This window comes from Candidatus Nitrosotenuis aquarius, assembly GCF_002787055.1.
GTDB classification, from domain to species: Archaea; Thermoproteota; Nitrososphaeria; order Nitrososphaerales; family Nitrosopumilaceae; genus Nitrosotenuis; species Nitrosotenuis aquarius.
The window spans coordinates 207,971-227,008 of record NZ_CP024808.1 but is presented as its reverse complement, the minus strand read 5'-3'; the positions used below and the strand labels follow the sequence as shown (position 1 = coordinate 227,008).

24 protein-coding genes are annotated in these 19,038 nt (G+C 41.2%); 15 read left to right on the top strand and 9 right to left on the bottom strand.

The window, feature by feature from the left end:
• The first annotated feature begins 4 nt into the window (after window positions 1–4).
• The 3 genes from NAQ_RS01355 to NAQ_RS01345 are packed head-to-tail and all read left to right on the top strand — an operon-like array spanning window position 5 to window position 2,053.
• Window positions 5–1,183 carry a TrmB family transcriptional regulator gene (locus tag NAQ_RS01355; RefSeq protein ID WP_245871649.1) on the top strand — a complete coding sequence of 393 codons (1,179 nt, stop codon included), beginning with the start codon at window positions 5–7 and terminating at the stop codon, window positions 1,181–1,183.
• A 54-nt stretch (window positions 1,184–1,237) separates the two neighbouring features.
• Window positions 1,238–1,555 (top strand): hypothetical protein, encoded by a 318-nt coding sequence (locus NAQ_RS01350; protein ID WP_162858559.1) that lies wholly within the window; start codon window positions 1,238–1,240, stop codon window positions 1,553–1,555.
• A gap of 42 nt (window positions 1,556–1,597) precedes the next feature.
• Entirely contained in the window at window positions 1,598–2,053 is a 456-nt protein-coding gene (locus NAQ_RS01345) for a RidA family protein (RefSeq protein ID WP_100181890.1), read from the top strand.
• Here NAQ_RS01345 and NAQ_RS01340 read toward each other — a convergent pair.
• The 6 genes from NAQ_RS01340 to NAQ_RS01315 all read right to left on the bottom strand — a co-directional run bounded on the left by NAQ_RS01340 (window position 2,050) and on the right by NAQ_RS01315 (window position 7,480).
• Complete coding sequence (locus NAQ_RS01340) at window positions 2,050–3,057, bottom strand: DHHA1 domain-containing protein (RefSeq protein WP_338140700.1); 1,008 nt, start codon at window positions 3,055–3,057, stop codon at window positions 2,050–2,052. The genes NAQ_RS01345 and NAQ_RS01340 overlap by 4 nt on opposite strands.
• Window positions 3,058–3,093: 36 nt before the next feature.
• Entirely contained in the window at window positions 3,094–3,282 is a 189-nt protein-coding gene (locus NAQ_RS01335) for a hypothetical protein (RefSeq protein WP_100181889.1), read from the bottom strand.
• Between the two features lie 89 nt (window positions 3,283–3,371).
• Complete coding sequence (locus tag NAQ_RS01330; protein WP_256387173.1) at window positions 3,372–4,103, bottom strand: sensor histidine kinase; 732 nt, start codon at window positions 4,101–4,103, stop codon at window positions 3,372–3,374.
• A 61-nt stretch (window positions 4,104–4,164) separates the two neighbouring features.
• Window positions 4,165–6,066: a sensor histidine kinase gene (locus NAQ_RS01325; protein ID WP_162858558.1), complete on the bottom strand. Its 1,902-nt coding sequence runs from the start codon at window positions 6,064–6,066 to the stop codon at window positions 4,165–4,167.
• A gap of 89 nt (window positions 6,067–6,155) precedes the next feature.
• On the bottom strand, window positions 6,156–7,100 hold the full coding sequence (locus tag NAQ_RS01320; protein WP_100181886.1) for a matrixin family metalloprotease: 945 nt from the start codon (window positions 7,098–7,100) through the stop codon (window positions 6,156–6,158).
• An 8-nt stretch (window positions 7,101–7,108) separates the two neighbouring features.
• Entirely contained in the window at window positions 7,109–7,480 is a 372-nt protein-coding gene (locus NAQ_RS01315; RefSeq protein WP_100181885.1) for a response regulator, read from the bottom strand.
• 124 nt (window positions 7,481–7,604) lie between these two features.
• Here NAQ_RS01315 and NAQ_RS01310 point away from each other — a divergent pair, with 124 nt between their 5' ends.
• The 7 genes from NAQ_RS01310 to NAQ_RS01285 all read left to right on the top strand — a co-directional run bounded on the left by NAQ_RS01310 (window position 7,605) and on the right by NAQ_RS01285 (window position 12,467).
• Window positions 7,605–8,300 (top strand): hypothetical protein, encoded by a 696-nt coding sequence (locus NAQ_RS01310; protein ID WP_218192568.1) that lies wholly within the window; start codon window positions 7,605–7,607, stop codon window positions 8,298–8,300.
• 31 nt (window positions 8,301–8,331) lie between these two features.
• Window positions 8,332–9,126 (top strand): MEDS domain-containing protein, encoded by a 795-nt coding sequence (locus NAQ_RS01305; protein ID WP_100181883.1) that lies wholly within the window; start codon window positions 8,332–8,334, stop codon window positions 9,124–9,126.
• A gap of 303 nt (window positions 9,127–9,429) precedes the next feature.
• Window positions 9,430–10,077, top strand: a complete 648-nt coding sequence (locus tag NAQ_RS01300; protein ID WP_100181882.1) for a hypothetical protein — start codon at window positions 9,430–9,432, stop codon at window positions 10,075–10,077.
• 56 nt (window positions 10,078–10,133) lie between these two features.
• Entirely contained in the window at window positions 10,134–11,300 is a 1,167-nt protein-coding gene (locus tag NAQ_RS01295; RefSeq protein WP_100183383.1) for a citrate/2-methylcitrate synthase, read from the top strand.
• Window positions 11,301–11,380: 80 nt separating this feature from the next.
• Complete coding sequence (locus tag NAQ_RS10370; protein ID WP_256387158.1) at window positions 11,381–11,503, top strand: hypothetical protein; 123 nt, start codon at window positions 11,381–11,383, stop codon at window positions 11,501–11,503.
• A gap of 17 nt (window positions 11,504–11,520) precedes the next feature.
• Window positions 11,521–11,952 carry a hypothetical protein gene (locus NAQ_RS01290; protein WP_100181881.1) on the top strand — a complete coding sequence of 144 codons (432 nt, stop codon included), beginning with the start codon at window positions 11,521–11,523 and terminating at the stop codon, window positions 11,950–11,952.
• Window positions 11,949–12,467 (top strand): type II toxin-antitoxin system HicB family antitoxin, encoded by a 519-nt coding sequence (locus NAQ_RS01285; RefSeq protein WP_245871644.1) that lies wholly within the window; start codon window positions 11,949–11,951, stop codon window positions 12,465–12,467. Before NAQ_RS01290 ends, NAQ_RS01285 begins: the two co-directional genes overlap by 4 nt.
• Here the strand turns inward: NAQ_RS01285 and NAQ_RS01280 are convergent.
• Complete coding sequence (locus tag NAQ_RS01280) at window positions 12,464–13,777, bottom strand: multicopper oxidase domain-containing protein (protein WP_245871643.1); 1,314 nt, start codon at window positions 13,775–13,777, stop codon at window positions 12,464–12,466. The genes NAQ_RS01285 and NAQ_RS01280 overlap by 4 nt on opposite strands.
• Before the next feature lie 127 nt (window positions 13,778–13,904).
• On the opposite strand from NAQ_RS01280, the gene NAQ_RS09965 reads away from it, so the two are divergent.
• A complete protein-coding gene (locus NAQ_RS09965) occupies window positions 13,905–14,057 on the top strand; it encodes a hypothetical protein (protein WP_162858556.1) in 153 nt (50 codons plus the stop codon).
• On the opposite strand, the gene NAQ_RS01275 is transcribed toward NAQ_RS09965, so the two are convergent.
• Window positions 14,054–14,260: a hypothetical protein gene (locus tag NAQ_RS01275; protein ID WP_100181878.1), complete on the bottom strand. Its 207-nt coding sequence runs from the start codon at window positions 14,258–14,260 to the stop codon at window positions 14,054–14,056. The genes NAQ_RS09965 and NAQ_RS01275 overlap by 4 nt on opposite strands.
• A 76-nt stretch (window positions 14,261–14,336) precedes the next feature.
• Between NAQ_RS01275 and NAQ_RS01270 the strand changes: the two genes are divergently transcribed.
• Window positions 14,337–14,717, top strand: a complete 381-nt coding sequence (locus NAQ_RS01270) for a hypothetical protein (RefSeq protein ID WP_177585543.1) — start codon at window positions 14,337–14,339, stop codon at window positions 14,715–14,717.
• Here NAQ_RS01270 and NAQ_RS01265 read toward each other — a convergent pair.
• On the bottom strand, window positions 14,706–15,929 hold the full coding sequence (locus NAQ_RS01265) for a glycerate kinase type-2 family protein (protein ID WP_245871787.1): 1,224 nt from the start codon (window positions 15,927–15,929) through the stop codon (window positions 14,706–14,708). The two genes, NAQ_RS01270 and NAQ_RS01265, sit on opposite strands and share 12 nt — an antisense overlap.
• 111 nt (window positions 15,930–16,040) lie before the next feature.
• Here NAQ_RS01265 and NAQ_RS01260 point away from each other — a divergent pair, with 111 nt between their 5' ends.
• From NAQ_RS01260 to NAQ_RS01250, 3 genes are all read left to right on the top strand, one after another.
• A complete protein-coding gene (locus NAQ_RS01260; RefSeq protein WP_100181876.1) occupies window positions 16,041–16,892 on the top strand; it encodes an arginase family protein in 852 nt (283 codons plus the stop codon).
• A gap of 25 nt (window positions 16,893–16,917) precedes the next feature.
• Window positions 16,918–17,862 carry an iron-containing alcohol dehydrogenase gene (locus NAQ_RS01255; protein ID WP_100181875.1) on the top strand — a complete coding sequence of 315 codons (945 nt, stop codon included), beginning with the start codon at window positions 16,918–16,920 and terminating at the stop codon, window positions 17,860–17,862.
• An 86-nt stretch (window positions 17,863–17,948) separates the two neighbouring features.
• The gene (locus tag NAQ_RS01250) at window positions 17,949–19,034 is read left to right on the top strand and encodes an LLM class flavin-dependent oxidoreductase (protein ID WP_100181874.1); all 1,086 of its coding nucleotides are present in this window, start codon (window positions 17,949–17,951) and stop codon (window positions 19,032–19,034) included.
• Window positions 19,035–19,038: the final 4 nt, after the last annotated feature.

The window sequence follows — 19,038 nt, the reverse complement described above, 5'->3', positions numbered from 1 at the left end:
GGTCTTGACTAGAAAACCATCAAGACTGCGCATGGGAAAAGAACGGGAAATAACAGTAAGCCTAGAAGAATTTGGGTTATCGCAGTATGAGGCGCGAGCCTATGTCACACTAATCACCAAGGGGACGATTTCCGCATCGGATGTTGCATATTACGCGGAGCTTCCAAGAACCAAGGTCTATCCAGTTTTGCTAAAACTACAGCAGAAAAAACTTGCCATAATATCAAAATCAAAGCCTGTAATGTGCACGGCAATTGCACCAGAAGACGCATTTGATGAAATTGTGCACGAGCAAATCAGCAAGGTTGACGCAATGAACACCTTGGTATCAAAATTAAAGAAAATAAGCGAGGACGGTAAAAAGGCGCAAGGGGCAGAAGAAAAGCGCTACTTTCACTTGGGCGCAAACTATGTCCCAGACAGAATGAGAACAATGATTGACGGCGCAAAGACATCCATACACATCACTGCAGATTCCTGGGGCTTGTCAATTTTAGCCGAGTGTAAGGAAGAACTGCTATCGGTGCTTCGACGAGACCTCGACGTCAGACTAGTTGTGCCAGTATCTGTGATTGGCTCTGAATCGTTTAGGAACATTCCAGATGGGGTAAAGATTCGCTCATCTGAAATCGTGCAAAACTGCTTTGCCTTTGATGATTCTGAAATCTTGCTAATCGACAACACAAACGGCCGAGGTGCAGTCTTTTCTGGAACCGACATTCTCAGTGCAAGCCAGTCAAGATTGTTTGCACAACTATGGAAGGACGCACTAAAAATCGACAATTTATCAGAAATGACAAAGAGTCAGGCACTCGAAGTATGCAAGATAATCAATGTAATAAACCAAAACGGCCTCGGCTTTGCGCTGCATTCTATACTAAACTCGAAAAAGTTTGTCGACTTTACCAAATTCCTAGACAAGTCTGGAATCTCATTTAAGGACAAGACCCTCGACCAAGTACTGGATATCGTAAACTCCACACTAGAGATGACATGCTCTGGTCGAGTTCAATATGACGAAAAAACAAACAACATCATCCTAGAATCAAAGATAAACTCTGGCCACTCCCTTCCATGGGCAATGCTCATTGAGAGTTATTTGGAGCAAAAGGGCAACCATCCAAAAATGATCTACCATTCAGACTCGCACAAGGGCGAGATGATTCACCTCAAGATAAATTAGACACAAGTAATTTAAGCAAAAATCGCCAAATTACACCCGTTGAGAATCGACTGCGTGTTTGATCACATTATAGCAACAGAGCTGTCAGAATATCTCAAAAAAACAGGTCATGCAATAATAGTCGAGGATGCCATAATCACGACAAAAGACAATGTGCTAGATGATCTGGCAGCATTTGCAATAAAGACAAACAGGCAAAGCTATCAGATCAAGTTCTTTGAAGACGTTGTGATATTTTCCAAGGAAATTCCAATGGAAGAGATGGGCCTCAAATCATGCAAGATGTGCGGATTTTTGGCAAAAACAAACTCTGACTTGGGATATCACCAAAATGCGCATCTTCCGGGAAGCTGGACACACCACATTGTTTAGAGATCTTAAAACAATAAATTCCCAAATACTTTGAACCACATTATGATAGAAGAAAAACTAGTGCAGCTCAACATAACATTACCCACACCGCCCAAGCCAGCAGGATCTTACATTCCAGTGGTGACATCCGGCAACTTGGCCTTTGTGTCAGGGCAGATTCCAATGCATGACGGCAAGGTGTTATTCACAGGAAAGGTCCCTTCAGACAAATCAATAGAAGAGGCCCAGTCCGCTGCCAGACTATGTGCAATCAATCTATTGGCACAGCTAAAGGCAAATCTTGGAAGCCTAGATAGAATCACAAAAATCGTGCGAGTATCAGGATTTGTGAACTGCATGCCAGACTTTGCAGAGCATCCAAAAATAATCAACGCCGCATCGGATTTGTTCTATGATATTTTTGGAGAAAAAGGAAAACACTCTAGAATCGCAGTCGGCGTGAGCAGCCTTCCGCTAAACTCTACTGTAGAAATCGACATGACTGTCGAGTTTTCCTAGGCTTTCTGGCTTAGCCTTGCGTTGAACTCTTTGATAAATGGCATAATCTTGTCTTTTGGTATTACTGCCCCGCACGCCTTGTCGTGCCCCCCTCCAGAGCCGCCAAACTCTGCAGACAGGCCGTTTACCATCCTTCCCAGGTGTATCTTGCATGATTTGGATCCTCGAATGGAAACAGCATAGATTCCATGGTCTATTCTCTCCTTGTATGCAACGCCGACGTCTTTGCCGGACAATCCCAGAACAAAGTTGACTGCGCCCGATGCACCTGCATCTGTTATTTCCATGTACCCGAGGTTCTTCATTGTTTTTAGCGACTTTTTGACCTTGGCAATCATCTCTGCTAATTTTCCTACCTGGATTTGCGCAAACTCGAATGTGTTCGGGATTTCATGTGGATATTTTGATTCGGCCAGCATTTCCACTAGATATAGTAAATAGTCAGGATCCTTTTGGTGTCCTACTATGTTGTAGGTCAGAACGGTAGCAGATATCAGTGCAAACTGCCTGTCATAGATTTGGAGTAGTTTTGCGCCCTTGGGTCTGTCCTCCATGTAATCAGTTATAGCTGCACATGTGGCAACAAATGTGGAATGGTCAGATAGTTTTTTCTTGTATGCGTCATAGACTTGGACCGTGGTGCATTCGTTGATGTCGTGGAATATCTTGACTTTGGCCTTTTCCAGTTTTTTTATTATTTCTGGGTCGATATCATGATGGTCAATGTAGGTGACTGCAACCTTGCGCTTTCTCAGAGTGGATAATACTTCGACAAACTTGTCCTGGTTGTTTTTTGCAAGGCCTAAATCGCAAATGTATAGTGTCTTTAGCTTTTCATCATGGACTAGAGACTCAATTGCAGGCATCAATCCCGGATAGTCAACCAGTATTGTATCTCCGCCAAAGGCTTCTCTAATTAATGCTGCCGAGCTGATTCCGTCTGCGTCCTCCATGTGCGATATGCACAAGACCTTTGTTTTTTTGACTGACTTTTTTGCCGCCACAAGGTGCGGTCTTTTGGGCTCTAATTTAAACCAAAATTACTTTTTTGCCAAGACTATTAGCTGGCGCTTGTCCTCATCTGAGAGACTAGAGTAGACATCGTAAAATGTTCTGCCAGACATTTGGGCAGCCGTGTCTATTTCTGCAAGCTTTGCCTGCAGTTCTGGCGAGGCAGACAAAACCAGCTCGTCTACCTGACGCATAAAGTCGCGCTCTATTTGGCTCATAATGAATAATCAAAAGCAAACCTATAGGATTCAGCTTTGTCAGATTAGACCAATTACTAAATTCTTAGGGCATTTTTGCAAGAGTAACACTACTGAATAATCCCTTTGGGAAGTACAAATGTAATTGTGGTCCCAACACCTAGTTCGCTCTTAGCCCAGATTGTACCCCCATGTGCTTCAATAATTTTTTTACACAAATACAAGCCCAAACCAAGTCCGTTTTTTTCCCTAGTAGTAGACATATCTGATTGGTAAAACATTTTGAAAAGATCATTCATACGATCTTGACTTATTCCTACACCATCATCAGAAACAGAAATAGTTACAATGTCCTCATCATTCAAAACATTCACCACTATCAATCCATCAACAGTAGTTGATTCTACGCTATTTTTCAATAAATTAAAGATCACTTGTGTTATTCTAGATACGTCGCACATTATTGGAATTTTTTGTTGTGCATCACAAGTAATTGTGGGAATGTTTGGATACGATTGTCTCATCATATGCATTACATTTCTAATTATCTCATTCAAGTCGGCTTGCTGTTTACTTATTATGATTTCACCAAAAGCAAATTTTTTCGCATCAAGTAAATTCTTTATAATCTGTGAGAGAAATGCGACATTTGCACTTATCTCAGACAGATATTTCCTTTGTTTGTCAGTGAGGTTTATTGAATCATGCCGTAAGATCAGATCCAGATTTGTCATGATTGGCACCAACGGAGTTTTGAGTTCGTGAGATACAACTTGCAGAAACTCATTGACCTCAATGTCTCTTTTTTCGTCTAGGTACAGATTCAGTTCTGCGAGGAGCATTTTTTCTTGTTCAAGCTCCTTGATTTTGTGTTTGACATTTTCTTGCGATTTCATTTATCGATCATCTCTCAGATAATTGCAGTATGGGTTTTGATTTAGAATTATCAGTGGCTTTCTTTTGCATCAAGGGCAAAGTAATCGACACGGTAGTCCCAAGATTCTTCTCGCTTGTGATTTTGATGTTTCCATCCAATAATTCCACTATGCCTTTACAAATAACAAGACCCAGTCCAGTTCCACCATGACTCCGCTTTATTGAGGAGTCTATTTGATAGAATTTAGTAAATAATTTTGAGAGGTTTTCTTTACTGATTCCAATACCATTATCCATTACGCTAATCACAACATTGTCACCATTCAATAATGCAGTGAGCAATATTTTGCCCCCATCGTGGTTTACAAAATCAAATGAATTTAGTAAGAGATTTCTCAATACTTGAGAAAGTCTCTGAAAGTCACTTTCTATAGCTGCATCATTGGTGTCATCTTTTATTTCAAATTGAATATTCTTTTTCTTGGCAACCGCAACAAATTCCTGATATGCATCAAAAAGAAGAGAGGTCACTTTGAATTTTGTCTTGTGTATTTTCATTTTACCGCAATCAAGTTTTTGTGCGTCTAGTAAATCATTAACTAGTGACTCTATCCTATTAGCATTTTTTGTTATTTCATCCATGGATTCTAGTTGGTCGTTGTCGTATGTGGAAATCTCTTTGAGTAATTCTACGTGTCCCAATATCGGAACAAGTGGAGTTTTCAGTTCATGAGCCATCAAAGATACAAACTCATCTTTTTGCTGAATTAGTCTTTTTACATGATCCAGATGGTCTTTAATTTGATATTCATTTTGGCGGATTGTTTCAAGTTGACATTTAAGTGATCTTCGTATTCTGTCAAAATATCCACTGATTTCTGCAAATTCGTCATTTCCTTCCAACTGTGAAACTTCATCTAGATTTCCATTTGAAATTTGATTTGCAATTTTTCGTATCTGTGCGATTTTATTATGATTAGTTCTAGATATAACAAATACGATTACAGACACGGATACAAAAATTATCACCAATGATAGACTTACATTATTAATCAAAGGCAAGACTTGCTCCATAATTTCTGTATTGTCTATGCTAATTCCCACTATCCAGTTCAAATTAGAAGAGTTAACGAGATTAGCAGTTTTTGTATATACAAGTAAAATTTCTGTACCATCAGATAATTTACTATCAACGTATCCTTCAGAATTAATTATTTTATCAAAAAAACTCTCAGATGGCACACTGTGACCCACATCAAAATAATTAGAATGAATTGTTTTGCCATCATTCGTGAGAAGATAATATTTGGTGGTGTTGTATTTGGAAACTGATATTGCTTCTTGAAGCGGGTAAGAGATTGCTAAAGGATCAAGCACATATTTTGCAACACCTACAAAATTTCCCTGATCATCATTTATTGCCAATGAGATTGCAATTGCATCGGTTTTACTGCTTTCATCGTAGTATATGTCATCAACATAATATCCCACATTACGTGCTTCATTCCACCACTTTTCATCATCTTGACGATAATCACTTGGTTTGTTAGTTGCTGCTATCGTTGCTCCATAGGAATTTGTCATGATTATTTCTTTAATAAACGAGGTATTTTCCTGTACAGTGCTAAAATCCCAAGCTTTATTGTAGTACGAGGCCTGATCCACAAGAACATTTGAAAAATCATTACGAGTTATTGCTTCTGCATGAACAGAATTTTGTGAATTCCACGTACTGTCAATTTGTTTTATGTACTCGGAAACGTCCGCAAACTGGGAAAATTCTTCGTTTGATGATTTCATGGGATGTATAGCTTGTTTTTCTTGAAATCTTTCAAATGATGAGATTTTTTCATGTATTATATGATCTATAGAATTTGCAAGGATCTTTGCTCGAACTTGATAATTATTGGCTATTGTCTCTTTAGTCATCTTTTCAGTTTGTACGATCAAAAAAACTCCACTAACAAGAAAGGCCACACATATGCCCAAAAATGCCAAATATGTTTTGGTAGTAACCCTCATTTTTCACATCTCACGCGGCCAGATTGATTTCCATCATACAGTGAGACAATTGCGTCAATATTGCATTCAGATATGTATGGATACGCAGATATGATTGTGGGCGCCATTAGGTCTTCTGGAGCAGTAGAATGTGCAAGGCCTAACGCATGTCCAAATTCATGTCTGGCTATTGTGCTTAATTCATCTACGGTCAGATTGTCCACGTTGTATATCGTTATGGTGGATTTTAGAATTTGATTATCCTCTACAACAGATTTTGTATATCCAGTATAACCATCAGTATTTCGCTCATTTGTTAGTTTTATTATAATATCGCCTTCTCCAGTATTTGACTGAATAATACTGAATTTTGTTGGGATATGTAATGATGTTGGAGTTTCTGAAGCTTTCACTAATGCTCCTTTCCACCCATCATAGTATTTTGAAACAATTCCCTTAGGACCCTTATGTAAAAGAGAGTCATCAATTTCCAGTACGGCATCAGATAAAATCGAATTCTTTATTGCGGTAATTTTATCCGAAGAAATTTTGTCTTCACCAATTATATTCACATCCAGAGCCGTGCCGTCTGGAATTTTCCAAGCGATCCATGTGTCAATTGTATCTCCACGTAAATTTTCTATTACGTATTTTGATGTTAATTCAGACTCGTACGATTTTAGTGGGGTAGAAAATACAACGACAGGTATTATGAAAGCAGAGATGGCTACTATCAATAAATAATGTTTTTTTGTGAAACGATTTTGGTGTATGTTTTCTACAAGAAGGATCTTTTCTTGCTCTAATTCATTACATTGATGTATTTTTTGATCGAGATTTTTTTCAAGATCTTGTGTTTTCGCTCTTAGTTTTTGGGCCTCATTGTCAAGCTCTTGGATGTTTGCTTCAAGAAGAATTTTCTCCTGTTCTTTTTCATTTAGTATGTGTCTGTGGTCATCCATTCACATCATCATTGTGATTCAATAATCTGTACTAGATCTTGTAGTTTGATCGGTTTTCTTAGATAACCACTAAGACCGCGACCTAGCCATTTTTCTATCTCTGAGCGATGATTTGGTGTTGCCGTAAATAGATAAATTCGATTTTCCCTGATTTTATTTTTTTTATCCAATTGTTCTAGAATCTCTAGGCCCGATAACTCAGGCATTGCAATATCAAGAAGAACGACATCAAATTGCTGCTGCTGGATTAAACTTAGGCCCGTGATAGAATTGTTTGTATAAACACAATCATGTTTTTTAATTTTTAGATAACTAGCCAATAATTTCGTTATGCTTTCATTATCGTCTATGACGAGTACTTTTTTTTGTGAATTCGACATTAGTGGTTAGATCAAATTCTGATTAAAAGGACTTGCTCAACTCAATACATATTATGATATGTCCCATGGGGAGTTTGTCTTATTATCAATAATTTCGCATAACAACTAGATCAGTATGGAGTTGTTGATTGATCACTCTGCACTTGCACATGTATTGCTGCCCACAAGCATAATTTCAATTGTTTTGGCAAGCATTTTTGCCGGGCAGTCATTTAAAATGTACAAAATCGCACAGAGTCAATTTTTGCTAGGACTCGTCATTGGTTTTGCAAGTATAGCTCTTGGTGATTTTTTCTTGCTAATAACAGCAACATTTGGGCCAATTCTTGAATCAAGTCAGTATAACTTACTGTACTGGTATCGGTTGATTTTTCTATCAGCTGGTTTTGTTTTTATTGCATTAACATATCATTATCGTAGCAAACAAGATCAACAAATTCCCTTGTTAAAGATTGGAATTGCGGCATTCATCATGACTGGAATTGTGTTATTTTTGACCAACATCACAATGCAATTACCTGGCCCAACAATAGCCAATCAATCCAACTTTTTATTCAGGCTATTCAATGTAATCATACTTGCATACATAGTAAAATCTTCATTACAATATGTAGCTCAAAAGAATGGTCCAATTCATGTCCCCTTTGCATTTATGATTCTCCTAATGGGTCAATTTTCGGTGTTAATTTTTTCAATCGACGGTAGTGTTGCTGCAAGGATTGCATCCAACATATTAAGAGATGTAGGATTATTCATTTTGGTTTGGTCAGTTTTTGTCAAGAATAAAGCAGGCATATCAACTACTAAAATTCAAAGCTAAGATTTATCTATAAAAACCACACAATAAGGAAGTGGGATTAGAAAATGTTCATAATTTACTAATTTATTCTAATCTCGAATCAAAAATAAAACATGCATCTGAATTCCTAATCGAAGGTATCAAACAAAATGAGATCATCATACTCATAGACGATGAGGAGAATAGCTTCAAACAGCAAATGGAAAAAAACTACAGAATAGATTTGAAAAAACTTGAAAAAGAAAAAAACGCAGTCATTTTGAATTCTAACAAGTGGTATTTCCCAAAGGACAAATTTGATTCTAATGATTTATTGAATAGAATGCACGATATCGTAAAACAGGCAAAAGACGATAAAAAAACTGGGATAAGGATTTTTGGAGATAAGACAGTATTTTTCAGAGACGACCATGTGGAAAGATTCTTTGAATGTGAAAAAATATTAGGAATGGGGTTTGATTTGCCAATCACAGCATTATGTGCATACATGTCAGAGTCAATCGGCATCCTAAATCCAGAAAGCCGAGGTAGATTGTACGACTTTCACTCAGACATAATCAAAGAAACATCAAGACCGCTAAAACAACTTAGACGAAACAAGTTGGAAATCTATTTCGACATACTTGTTGCAATAGGCGAAGCAGGTGAAAATGCAGTTCAGACAAGAATTCAAGGTAAGAGTAATCTATCATATGATAAATTTACCAAATACCTTGATGAGATGAGAGAAAGAAAATTAATTCAAAGAGACCCCCTAACTATAACCGATAAAGGAAGAGAATTTGTGAATAAATTCGATAGCATCAGTTCATTTTTACACAAGATGGGTTTAGATTATATTCAATAATTCCTCATAAACCGCGAACAAATTTTTTGTGTATATTTAGAGCCAATCAATACCATACCAAACAAAACAGACGAGAACACGGTGGAAAACCACAACGAAGTAGTATTTTCCAATAACATGTGTTTTCCCATCTGCCAAGTCTACGACGCAGATATGGCAGTTTCTCGTCGGAAATAATTACGGCAAAATATTATTTAAGACTGATCATGATTTTCAAGGCCACAACCATCACTGAAATTTTCACGATATCAAGTCTGATAATGTGACCAAGTCTTAAATCAATTAAAGAAAATTGTGACTTGCTTGAATCGCAGTGTGCTTGCAGTATTTCTAGGTGCAATGTTGTTACTTAGTGCATCAACATCGGATTCAGCATTTGCCGAGCAAAAAGACACCAAGAAAAAAACCAAGACTGCGGAAAAAAAGAAGCTCAAGCCGGGATTTCAACCACTCAAGCCAAAACAGGAATCAGAGCCAAAAAACCTAACAAAATCAATAAAGCCAGCAAAGCCGCAACCAGTCAAGCCAAAACTTCATACCCAAGGCTCGACTACGTCCTTGGACATGTCTGGCAAGTGGGAAGGAATTGCAACATGGTCTGCATCTTTTGATTATTGGGATCCCAACTTGGGATCATATCGCGAGGCTTGCCAGTACCAAGGAAACTTTGGGATGACATTGACCCAAACCGGAAACATCGTCAGAGGTGGAGCAGAGATAACAAATTTCAAAGTCACAGGCGGAAGAAACATGCAGGTGTGCTCTGAGGAAGGCCTAGCCCCACTAGGCTCAGTTGATGCCAAGATTTTTGGTTCCGGGTTTTCCGGCAAGCTGGGCCTACTAGACGTCAGGGGAACAGTCACCAGTGATTTGATCAGAGGACAAGTGTCAGGATCGGTAGGGGAAATAACAATCGGCGGAGAGTTTACCGGAAATCGAATCTTCAAGTAGGATTTTCAAATTTCCTGCATAAACTTAATAGGTAATTTTTGGGCAGAAAGGCCGAATTGGAGACAAAAAACATAGGCCTGCGCGACATTGAAGTGGCAGACACCAAAATATCCGACATTGACGGCGAGCACGGCAAGCTGATCTATCGCGGATACGACATTTTGGATCTGACAAAAAACTCGACCTACGAGGAGACTGCATATCTGTTGCTCAACGACAAGCTCCCAACAAAGTCAGAGCTTGACGAGTTCAAGCAAAGGCTGATTGATGCGCGCGACATGCCGCGCCAGATGCAGTCCAACATGAGAAACTGGAAGAAAAACGCCGACCCGATGGTAATGATGCAGGCATTTGTAGTTGCACTGTCAGGGTACTATGATGATAAAGGTGCAAACGAGCAGGAGGTAAACTATCAGAGCGCCATATCTCTAATATCAAAGACACCAACAATAGTCGCAAGCTGGGAGCGAGTCCGCACGGGAAAAGACATTGTAGACCCAGACCCAAGGCTATCCCATGCGGCAAATTTTCTAAACATGCTTGTGGGCGAAAAGCCAGACGCCGAAACAGAGAGAATTTTTGATATTTGCCTGATTTTACATGCAGACCACACGTTTAACGCGTCCACGTTTGCAGCACGCGAGGTAGCATCGACTGGTGCGCACATGTATTCTGCAGTAAGCGCAGCAATTGGAGCATTGTCTGGACCCTTGCACGGCGGTGCAAACTATGAGGTAATGAAGATGTTGCTTGAAATCAAGTCAGTCGATAATGCAGAGTCCTGGGTCAAAGAAAGGATCGCCCAAGGCCAAAAGATAATGGGCATGGGCCATGCAGTATACCGCACGTATGACCCAAGAGCGCAGGTCCTCAAGGAGCTATCACGCAAAATGGCAAAAAAGACAGGCGCGCCATGGTATGATATCACCCAGGCAGTAGAAGAGACTACCATTCGCGAGATGAAGCGCCAAAAGGGAATCGACATTTACCCAAACGTTGACTTGTATTCCGCATCATTATACTACATGCTAAAGATTCCGCCAGATCTTAACACGCCAATCTTTGCAATATCTCGAGTGGCAGGGTGGACCTCGCATGTCATAGAGGAGAAATTTGCGCAGGCGGCGCCAAAGACTGCATTGTATAGACCAAAGGCAGTATATGTCGGAAAGTATTGCGGACCGCAAGGCTGCACGTACGAGCCAATCGATCTTAGAAAATAGATACAAAAATCAACAACTTAGCTGATAAATCATACACCTTACTGACAAGACAATATCAATTCTGACGCCATATCACACACATGAGTCACTGGAACCGCGAAATTCGCGCACCATTCAAAAAAGTCATTGCTTGGGATACATTGTTTTTTGTCCTAGGAATTGGCGTAGGAACAGGAGTAGGAGCATTCCTAGTCACAAGCTAGGAGTCTTCTTTTTTATCATGACGCCAGAGTATACAGTAATCGGAACAATACTGCCAATCACAATATCGATTACCGCAATTGCCATTTCAATAATTACGGCGCAAAAGTCAGAGGCCAACTTTGTTTACAGCTCACTTGACAAAATGTACACAGAGCTGATGAAAACAGGAGTAGACAACCCAGACTTTAGAGATCCTCAACAAACCATCAACTACAAGACATCATTTTCAGGCACAAGGCTTTTTGCGTACGAATCATATGCCTTTATGGCAATGAACCTAGCTGCCACAGTACATGACAGATACAAAAAGATTCACGACACCTGGAACACAATCATAACTTTAGAGTCAGAGCTGCACAAGTCATGGTTTTATGACAATTCCCACAAGTTCAAGCCAGAGTTTGTAGGATTCATCAAGGCCCAGCTGGTATCAAGGACGTCAAAATGAGAAAAACAGACACCATCTCATTTAGGCTTGACAATGAGGTTCTAGCAAAGCTTCGACGCGAGTCAGAAAAACAAGGAATCAGCCTTAATGTTTTGATAAACCAAGTCCTAAGAAGATACACAGATTGGGACATGTTTGAATCCAAGGTCGGCATGGTTCCAGTCGCAAGACCTATCCTGGATTCGCTCTTTGGCAGGCTGAGTGGAGACGAGGTAATAGAGATGGCAAAAAAAATCGGCAGTGAAATAGTAAAGGATGTTGCCACATTCATGAAAGGCGCAATGAACCTAGAGTCATTTACCTCGTGGTTTGAGACAAGAATGCAAATGTCCGGATTTGAGGTAAACCACAATGTCAAAAACGACACCCATACCTACATTGTAAAGCACGATCTTGGCCAGAACTGGTCATTATACCACAAGACAGTACTCGAGATAATATTCAGAGACGTCCTAGAAAAGCCAATCAAAATAGACGCAAACCCAAGAATGTTCACACTCGTGTTTACTGCCTAGATCACTTGAACTGCACCTCTCATCCAGGGATGCAGTGTGCAGTAATATTCGTACAATCCCGCAGACTCAAATGTGTACTCAAACGTGTCTTGCGCCATCAGCATTCCAGAGTCAAATTCTTCCCCAGTGACAGTGTGAATGGAGTTGTCGCTGTTTTTCCACTGGACTGTGTCTCCTGCGTTTACTTGGATTTGCTGAGGATAGTATGATTTGTTGCTTGATTTCATTGCAGAGCCATTTTCTATTTCACATGTTGTGGTCTGAATTGTTGCAGGAGTTTGTGCAAAGTGGTTTTGATGTGACTCTGTACTCGTTGGCCTAGATGATGGTATAACGGTGCCGTCGGTATCAGATGCCTGCAGTCTTGTCAATAGTGCAAGCTGGTCTTGCCACATGTAGATGGATTTTGTTTTTGCAACATCCACTCCGTCTATTGCGCCATCAGATGCATCGGACACATCAAAGTACGCCATGGTTCCACGCTCTTCTGGCAAGCCGTGCAGGTGGAACAAGTATCTTCCTGGATCTTCCCAGCTTGCCTCAAAGATTGCTGCGTTTCCTGGCGAGACCTCCCAGGTTTGTGCCTTTACCGGTGGATTTTGCCATATTCCAGACGCAATTGCATCAAAGACTGTCCCATGGATATGATACCCAAATGCGGGCATTGCACCCATGTCCACATAATAGATTCTGACCAGCTCGTCCGTTTTTGCCTGCAGTGGGTTATTCCAGTACTGGTCTGCATAGCCGTTGAAGAACACATAGTCCGGCTCCCATGACTCTTGGTCGTCCAAGTCATATTCGCCTTTGACTAGGACAAACTCTCGCGCAGGCGCTGGTGCTACTTTGGGGTCAATTATCATTGCCCCATAGAGGCCGTTCCTAATGTGCTCAGAGACTGGCATCACATGACAGTGATACATGAATGCGCCTGCAGGCTCTGCTACAAAGTCATACGTGTAGGATTGGCCTGGAAGCACCTCTTGGAATACGCCGTCGTTTTTCTCATTGTGATCACCGTGCAGATGTATCGTGTGAGGCAAATGTCCGTTGTTGATAAAATCTATTATGACTCGGTCTCCCTCAGTTGCGCGTATTGTGGGACCAGGTATTGTACCATTGTACGTCCATGCCTCTACGCGGACTCCGGGTGCAATCTCTATTGTGGTGTCTTGTGCAATTATGGTATAGTGTCTTGTCTGGGAAGGCAGGACAGAAGTCTTGTCAGCAAATGAGACGTGCTGCGATGCAGGAAATGCAACAAGTGTAACAATTGCAATCCCCACTAGAACAACGATAGAGAGGCCCATCAAGATGCTTCTGTCCATTATGGAGATTTTGGTAGATTCTGCTAATATGCGGGGCGTTTACTGTGCAGCCAAGTGCAGCGATCCGCTCAAGGTAATAATTATTAGAGAATTTTTTGCAATGTAAGTAATGGTCTGGATTAGATATTCTGACTATGGCAAGCCAAAAAAGAAAAAGGCACCTGTCAAGTCAAAGAAAAAATCAAAGCCACGAATAGAGCCAAAGATCAAAGTCATTCCAGGAGATCACAAAGTAGAATTCAAAAAAGCATCCGAGATCTAGTTTCTAGTGTTGAGCCATTGTTGTGCGCGATTTGTAATGTCGTGCTTGTACAAAACTTGGAACACCATCTCGTAAAACGTGATTCCTTTTTGTTGTGCCTGCGCATCAAGCCACTTGATTCCTTCTGCTAGTTCAGGATCAGTGTCGGAGAATTGGACCAGCTCGTCGACCATCCTCGTAAAGAAGGCAAAGGACTTTTGCATTACGGTATGGTTTTGCACTTGACTATTCAGACCTGAATTCAAATTATATAGACAAAAAACGCCTTTTTGGTTGACTATGATTCACAATATTTTTTGCGACGGAAATGCAAAGAGAATTTGCTGGACCATTCAGACTGACAGTACCACAGTTGATCAGTTCCGAGATCATGCCGACATTTACCTGGATAAAGTAACTGACCTGCAATCAAAATACATCGCGCTGCACGTAGGGATTTTTTGGGGAATCGGCGTTTTCATAATAAAAAATGGCGACACGATAAAAATTCAGCTGGACTCGGACGAGATGATCAAACATTTATCCAGTGACCAAAAATCTCAAGACCCGCTAATAGAAGGCAAAAAAAGATTCATCAATCAATTAGCGGAACAACGCGGCCTAATCTACCAGTACTCCAAGATATCAAGCCAAGACAATATCAGCTCATCAATGTTGTAGAATTATTCCAATGTCTTGCAGGTTTGTGTGGGTGGGCCCAGTCCTTATCAGGCCGCCAAATTTTCTAAAAAACGAATTGGAATCATTGTTTTGCAAGTATGGCTTTACAACATCATAATCAACTGCATGATCAAAGATTGCGCCGGCATATTCCGTGTTGCCATCAATTCCGTCAGTTCCAATCGATGCGACAGTTGTGTTTGCAGGCAACTTTGGAATTATATTTAGTACAAGCTCCTGGTTGCGCCCCCCTTTTCCCCTGCCGCGCACTTGTACAGTGGTCTCCCCGCCAAAGACAAGGCATGATTTTTTTGCAGTTTGGAATTTTTTGAGAATTTTTTGCGCAGCCAGTGCAACATCTCCTGTCACAGCACCATACTGCACCACAGAATAGCCAAGTGATTTTGCCTTTTTCGACATTATACCAAGACAGTCGGAATTTGACGCAATTATCTGGTTTGGGATTTTTGGCTTTTTTGGAGTCTCGGCTATTTTGCCTTGCGCGCCACGACACAGTCTGGATAGAACCGGCTTTGGCATCTTTTTGCCCAGCTTGTACTTTGATACTATACCAATACAGTCAGAAAATGTCGTCTTATCGCAATATGTCATTCCAGATGCAATTGCGCCCAAGTCGTTTCCCACCACATCCGACATTACATAGGATAATGCGTCGCAGTGGAGATTTTCTAGGATTTTACCCCCTTTTACGCCTGAGAGGTGCTTGCGGATTGCGTTAATTTCCGATATAGAGGCGCCCGATTCCAGCAGTATTTTTGTGGTCTTGATTTTTTGTTGCAGTGTAATTCCCGCAGGCGCACAGACCAGAGCAGATGCGCCCCCAGATACCAAAAACACAACCAGGTCGTCTTTGCCCGCATTTTGCAATAGTGTTATGATCTTTTTTGCGGCAAGGACCGAGTTTTGGTTAGGCGTTGGATGTCCTGCGCGGATGACTCGAAATTTTTTATTGTAAAATGCAGGCCCGGTGTTTTTTGGAATCACAATGACTCCGCCGTCTGCGTGTAAAATATTATGTGCGGCCTTGGCCATTGCATCTGCTGCCTTGCCCATTGCGACAAGCCAGATTTTATCATATTGTGATGTATGATACGATTTGCCAGAGCAGACAAGCCTGTTTTGTGTAATGTATTTTTTAATATACGTTGCAGGCCTTGCAGCACCTAGTCCGGCATCAAGAATTTTGCGCACATCACTCAATGAATGATTTGAGTCCTGCCTTGCTTATTAGATTAGCACTAGTCACATCCAAGATTAGTAGAAAGAGTTATCTTCTCTTCGCATGGTAGCCAAGCTACCTCATTGAATAAAAAACAGATCTGCTGGGCAAACTCGTCCTATGATGACTCTGATATTGTTATAGTTGGCATTCCAGACGAGACGGGATCGCACGCAATATTTGCAGGATCATCTGCCGCACCAGATCACATCAGAAAGATTTCAAATTCTAATGACGTCTATGCGGAAAAAAAATTGCTGTGCTTGGCCCAGCCAACACTTGGAATAGGGCAAGCGCGCGTCCACGACTACGGCAACATCAAAAGACGGCAGATTGAAACAACCATGGCAAAAATTCTTGCCGCAAAAAAACTGCCAATATCCATTGGCGGAGACCACTCCAACACCACCCATATTATCAAAGCCATGGCAAAAAAGCATGGCAAAATCTCACTAGTGTATTTTGATGCCCATCCTGACTTTGTATCGCACACCAGAAACTATTATGGTTCGGTAATCACCGACTGTCTGGACTATATCGATATCAAGTCCAGCATCCAGATAGGAATCCGCAGCCCCGAGCAAGAAGAACTAGACAACATCAAAAAGCACAGACTCCGGGTAATCACCCCATTTGATATAATAGAATCAGGCATAAAGTCGGCAGCCAAGACCATTTTGGATACCGTAAAAGAAAATGTCTATGTGTCATTTGACATGGACTGCCTTGACTCGTCATTTGCGCCAGGAGTATCAGTGCCAGTGCCCCTAGGAATCCAGTCCACAGACGCCATGTATTGCGTAAAAAAACTGGCCCAGAGAGGAATCATAGGCCTTGATATCATGGAAGTCTGCCCATCACATGACCTAAACGATGTCACGTCACACTTGGCATCGCGAATGATCGGCGAGCTGATTTCATCCTGTAAGGTATAAGTACCCAAATTACAACCACCAAAACATGCACACAGTAAAAATTCCAAAAATAATCAATTTCGGCAAAGACGCATTATCTCAATCAGAATATCAAAAAAATGCTCTAGTAATCACAACTGCCCCACCACCAATATCACAAAAGTGGCTAGGCAGAATGGGCATCAAAGATTACATGTTATATGACAAAGTAGAACCAGAACCATCAATCGAAACCGTACAAAACGTAATTGCAGAATTCAAGCCAAAGAATCCATCTTGTATAATCGGATTGGGTGGCGGAAGCTCACTAGATGTTGCAAAATATGCAGGAGCGGAAATGAAACTGGAAAAAACACTCATCCCAACAACATTTGGAACTGGAGCAGAGATGACCACATACTGCGTCCTAAAATTCGACGGCAAGAAAAAACTGCTCCGCGAGGACAGATTCCTAGCAGACAGGGCAATTGTAGATTCATACTTTATGGAAGGAACACCAGAGCAAATAGTCAAAAACTCTGTCTGTGACGCATGTGCCCAGGCAACTGAAGGATACGATTCCAAGCTGGGCAACGAGTTCACAAGAACAATGTGCAAGCAGGCATTTGAAGTATTGTATGACGCAATAATGAACGACAAGCCGGAAAACTATCCATATGGTTCAATGCTATCAGGCATCGGATTTGGCAACTGCTCCACGACACTGGGTCACGCACTATCCTATGTCTTCTCAAATGAGGGTGTAGCACATGGATATTCATTGTCATCATGCACAACTGTAGCACACAAGTTCAACAAGTCGATTTTCTACGAGCAGTTCAAAGAAGTAATTGAAAAGCTAAAATTCGACAGAATGACGCTCAAGGCACCACTAGACCAGGCAGCGGATGTAGTCATGACAGACAAGGGCCATCTGGATCCAAACCCAAGACCGGTGACAAAACAAGATGTCATCCAGTGTCTACAGGATATCGTCGACGGCAAGCTGTAAAATTTTCATTTTCTCTTTTAATTTTGTACACGAATTTCGCCGGCGTTTACTAAACTTAAATAGGTCAAATCTGATCACAAAAAAAGATGCTAAAGTTTGGAATTCAAAACGGGCTAAACGTCGCAAGGGCCGGCTTTTCAGAAGACCAGATTCTCACAGCATGCTTGCTTGCAGACAGAGTAGGCTATGATTCCATTTGGTACATGGATCACTCTAATGTCCCGCAGTGGACAAAGGCAACGGTGCTGGATCCATGGGTCATGCTATCTGCGATTGCAGCTACTACACAAAATGTAGAACTTGGAACATGTGTCACAGATGCGATTCGACGCCATCCATCAAACATTGCACTTGCATCCATAACACTGGACAGAATTTCAAAAGGAAGAGGAACGCTTGGAATTGGTGCGGGCGAGGCACAAAACCTAAAGGAATTCAACATTCCATTTGACAACCCGGTCTCAAAATGGGAAGAACAGCTCCAGGTAATCAAATTGCTATACCAATCATCACCAGAACACACTGTAAACTTTAATGGAAAATATTATCAGCTAACAGACGCGTGCTTGCAGGCAAAGCCGATTCGCAAGCCACATCCACCGACATACATGGCAGCTGGCGGACAGCGAACATTACAAATGACTGGAAAATACGGTGACGGATGGCTGCCAATCGGATACACACCGGAATTGTTTGAAGACCATGCTGCAACAATTAGAAAATCAATGAAGGAAAACAACCGCACCAAAGAAGAGCAGGAAAACTTTCAATATGCTTTGGACATAGACGTGTACTTCTCAGAAGACGCAGAAGAATCCTGGGCAAAGATGAAAGAGGCAGTCAAGGTATCATTATTCAAGCCAGAGGTGTTGCGTGTACACAACCTAAAGTCAATCGAGGGGTTTGATTTTAAGAAATATTTCACAGAATACTCGATGTCAAACCAGGACTGGATTGTAAAGATGAGAGAGGGTGCAACCACAATCCCAGACGCAATCGCACGCTCTTCTGTTGCGGTAGGAACACCAGACGATGTAATCCCAGTGTTTGAGAGATTCATGAAGGCAGGCGTCAACCATTTTGTCATCAGGTTCTGGGGCTCTAACTATTTTGGATCAATTGACAAGTTTGCATCCAAAGTAATGCCACACCTCAAAGGCAACACACGATAATTTT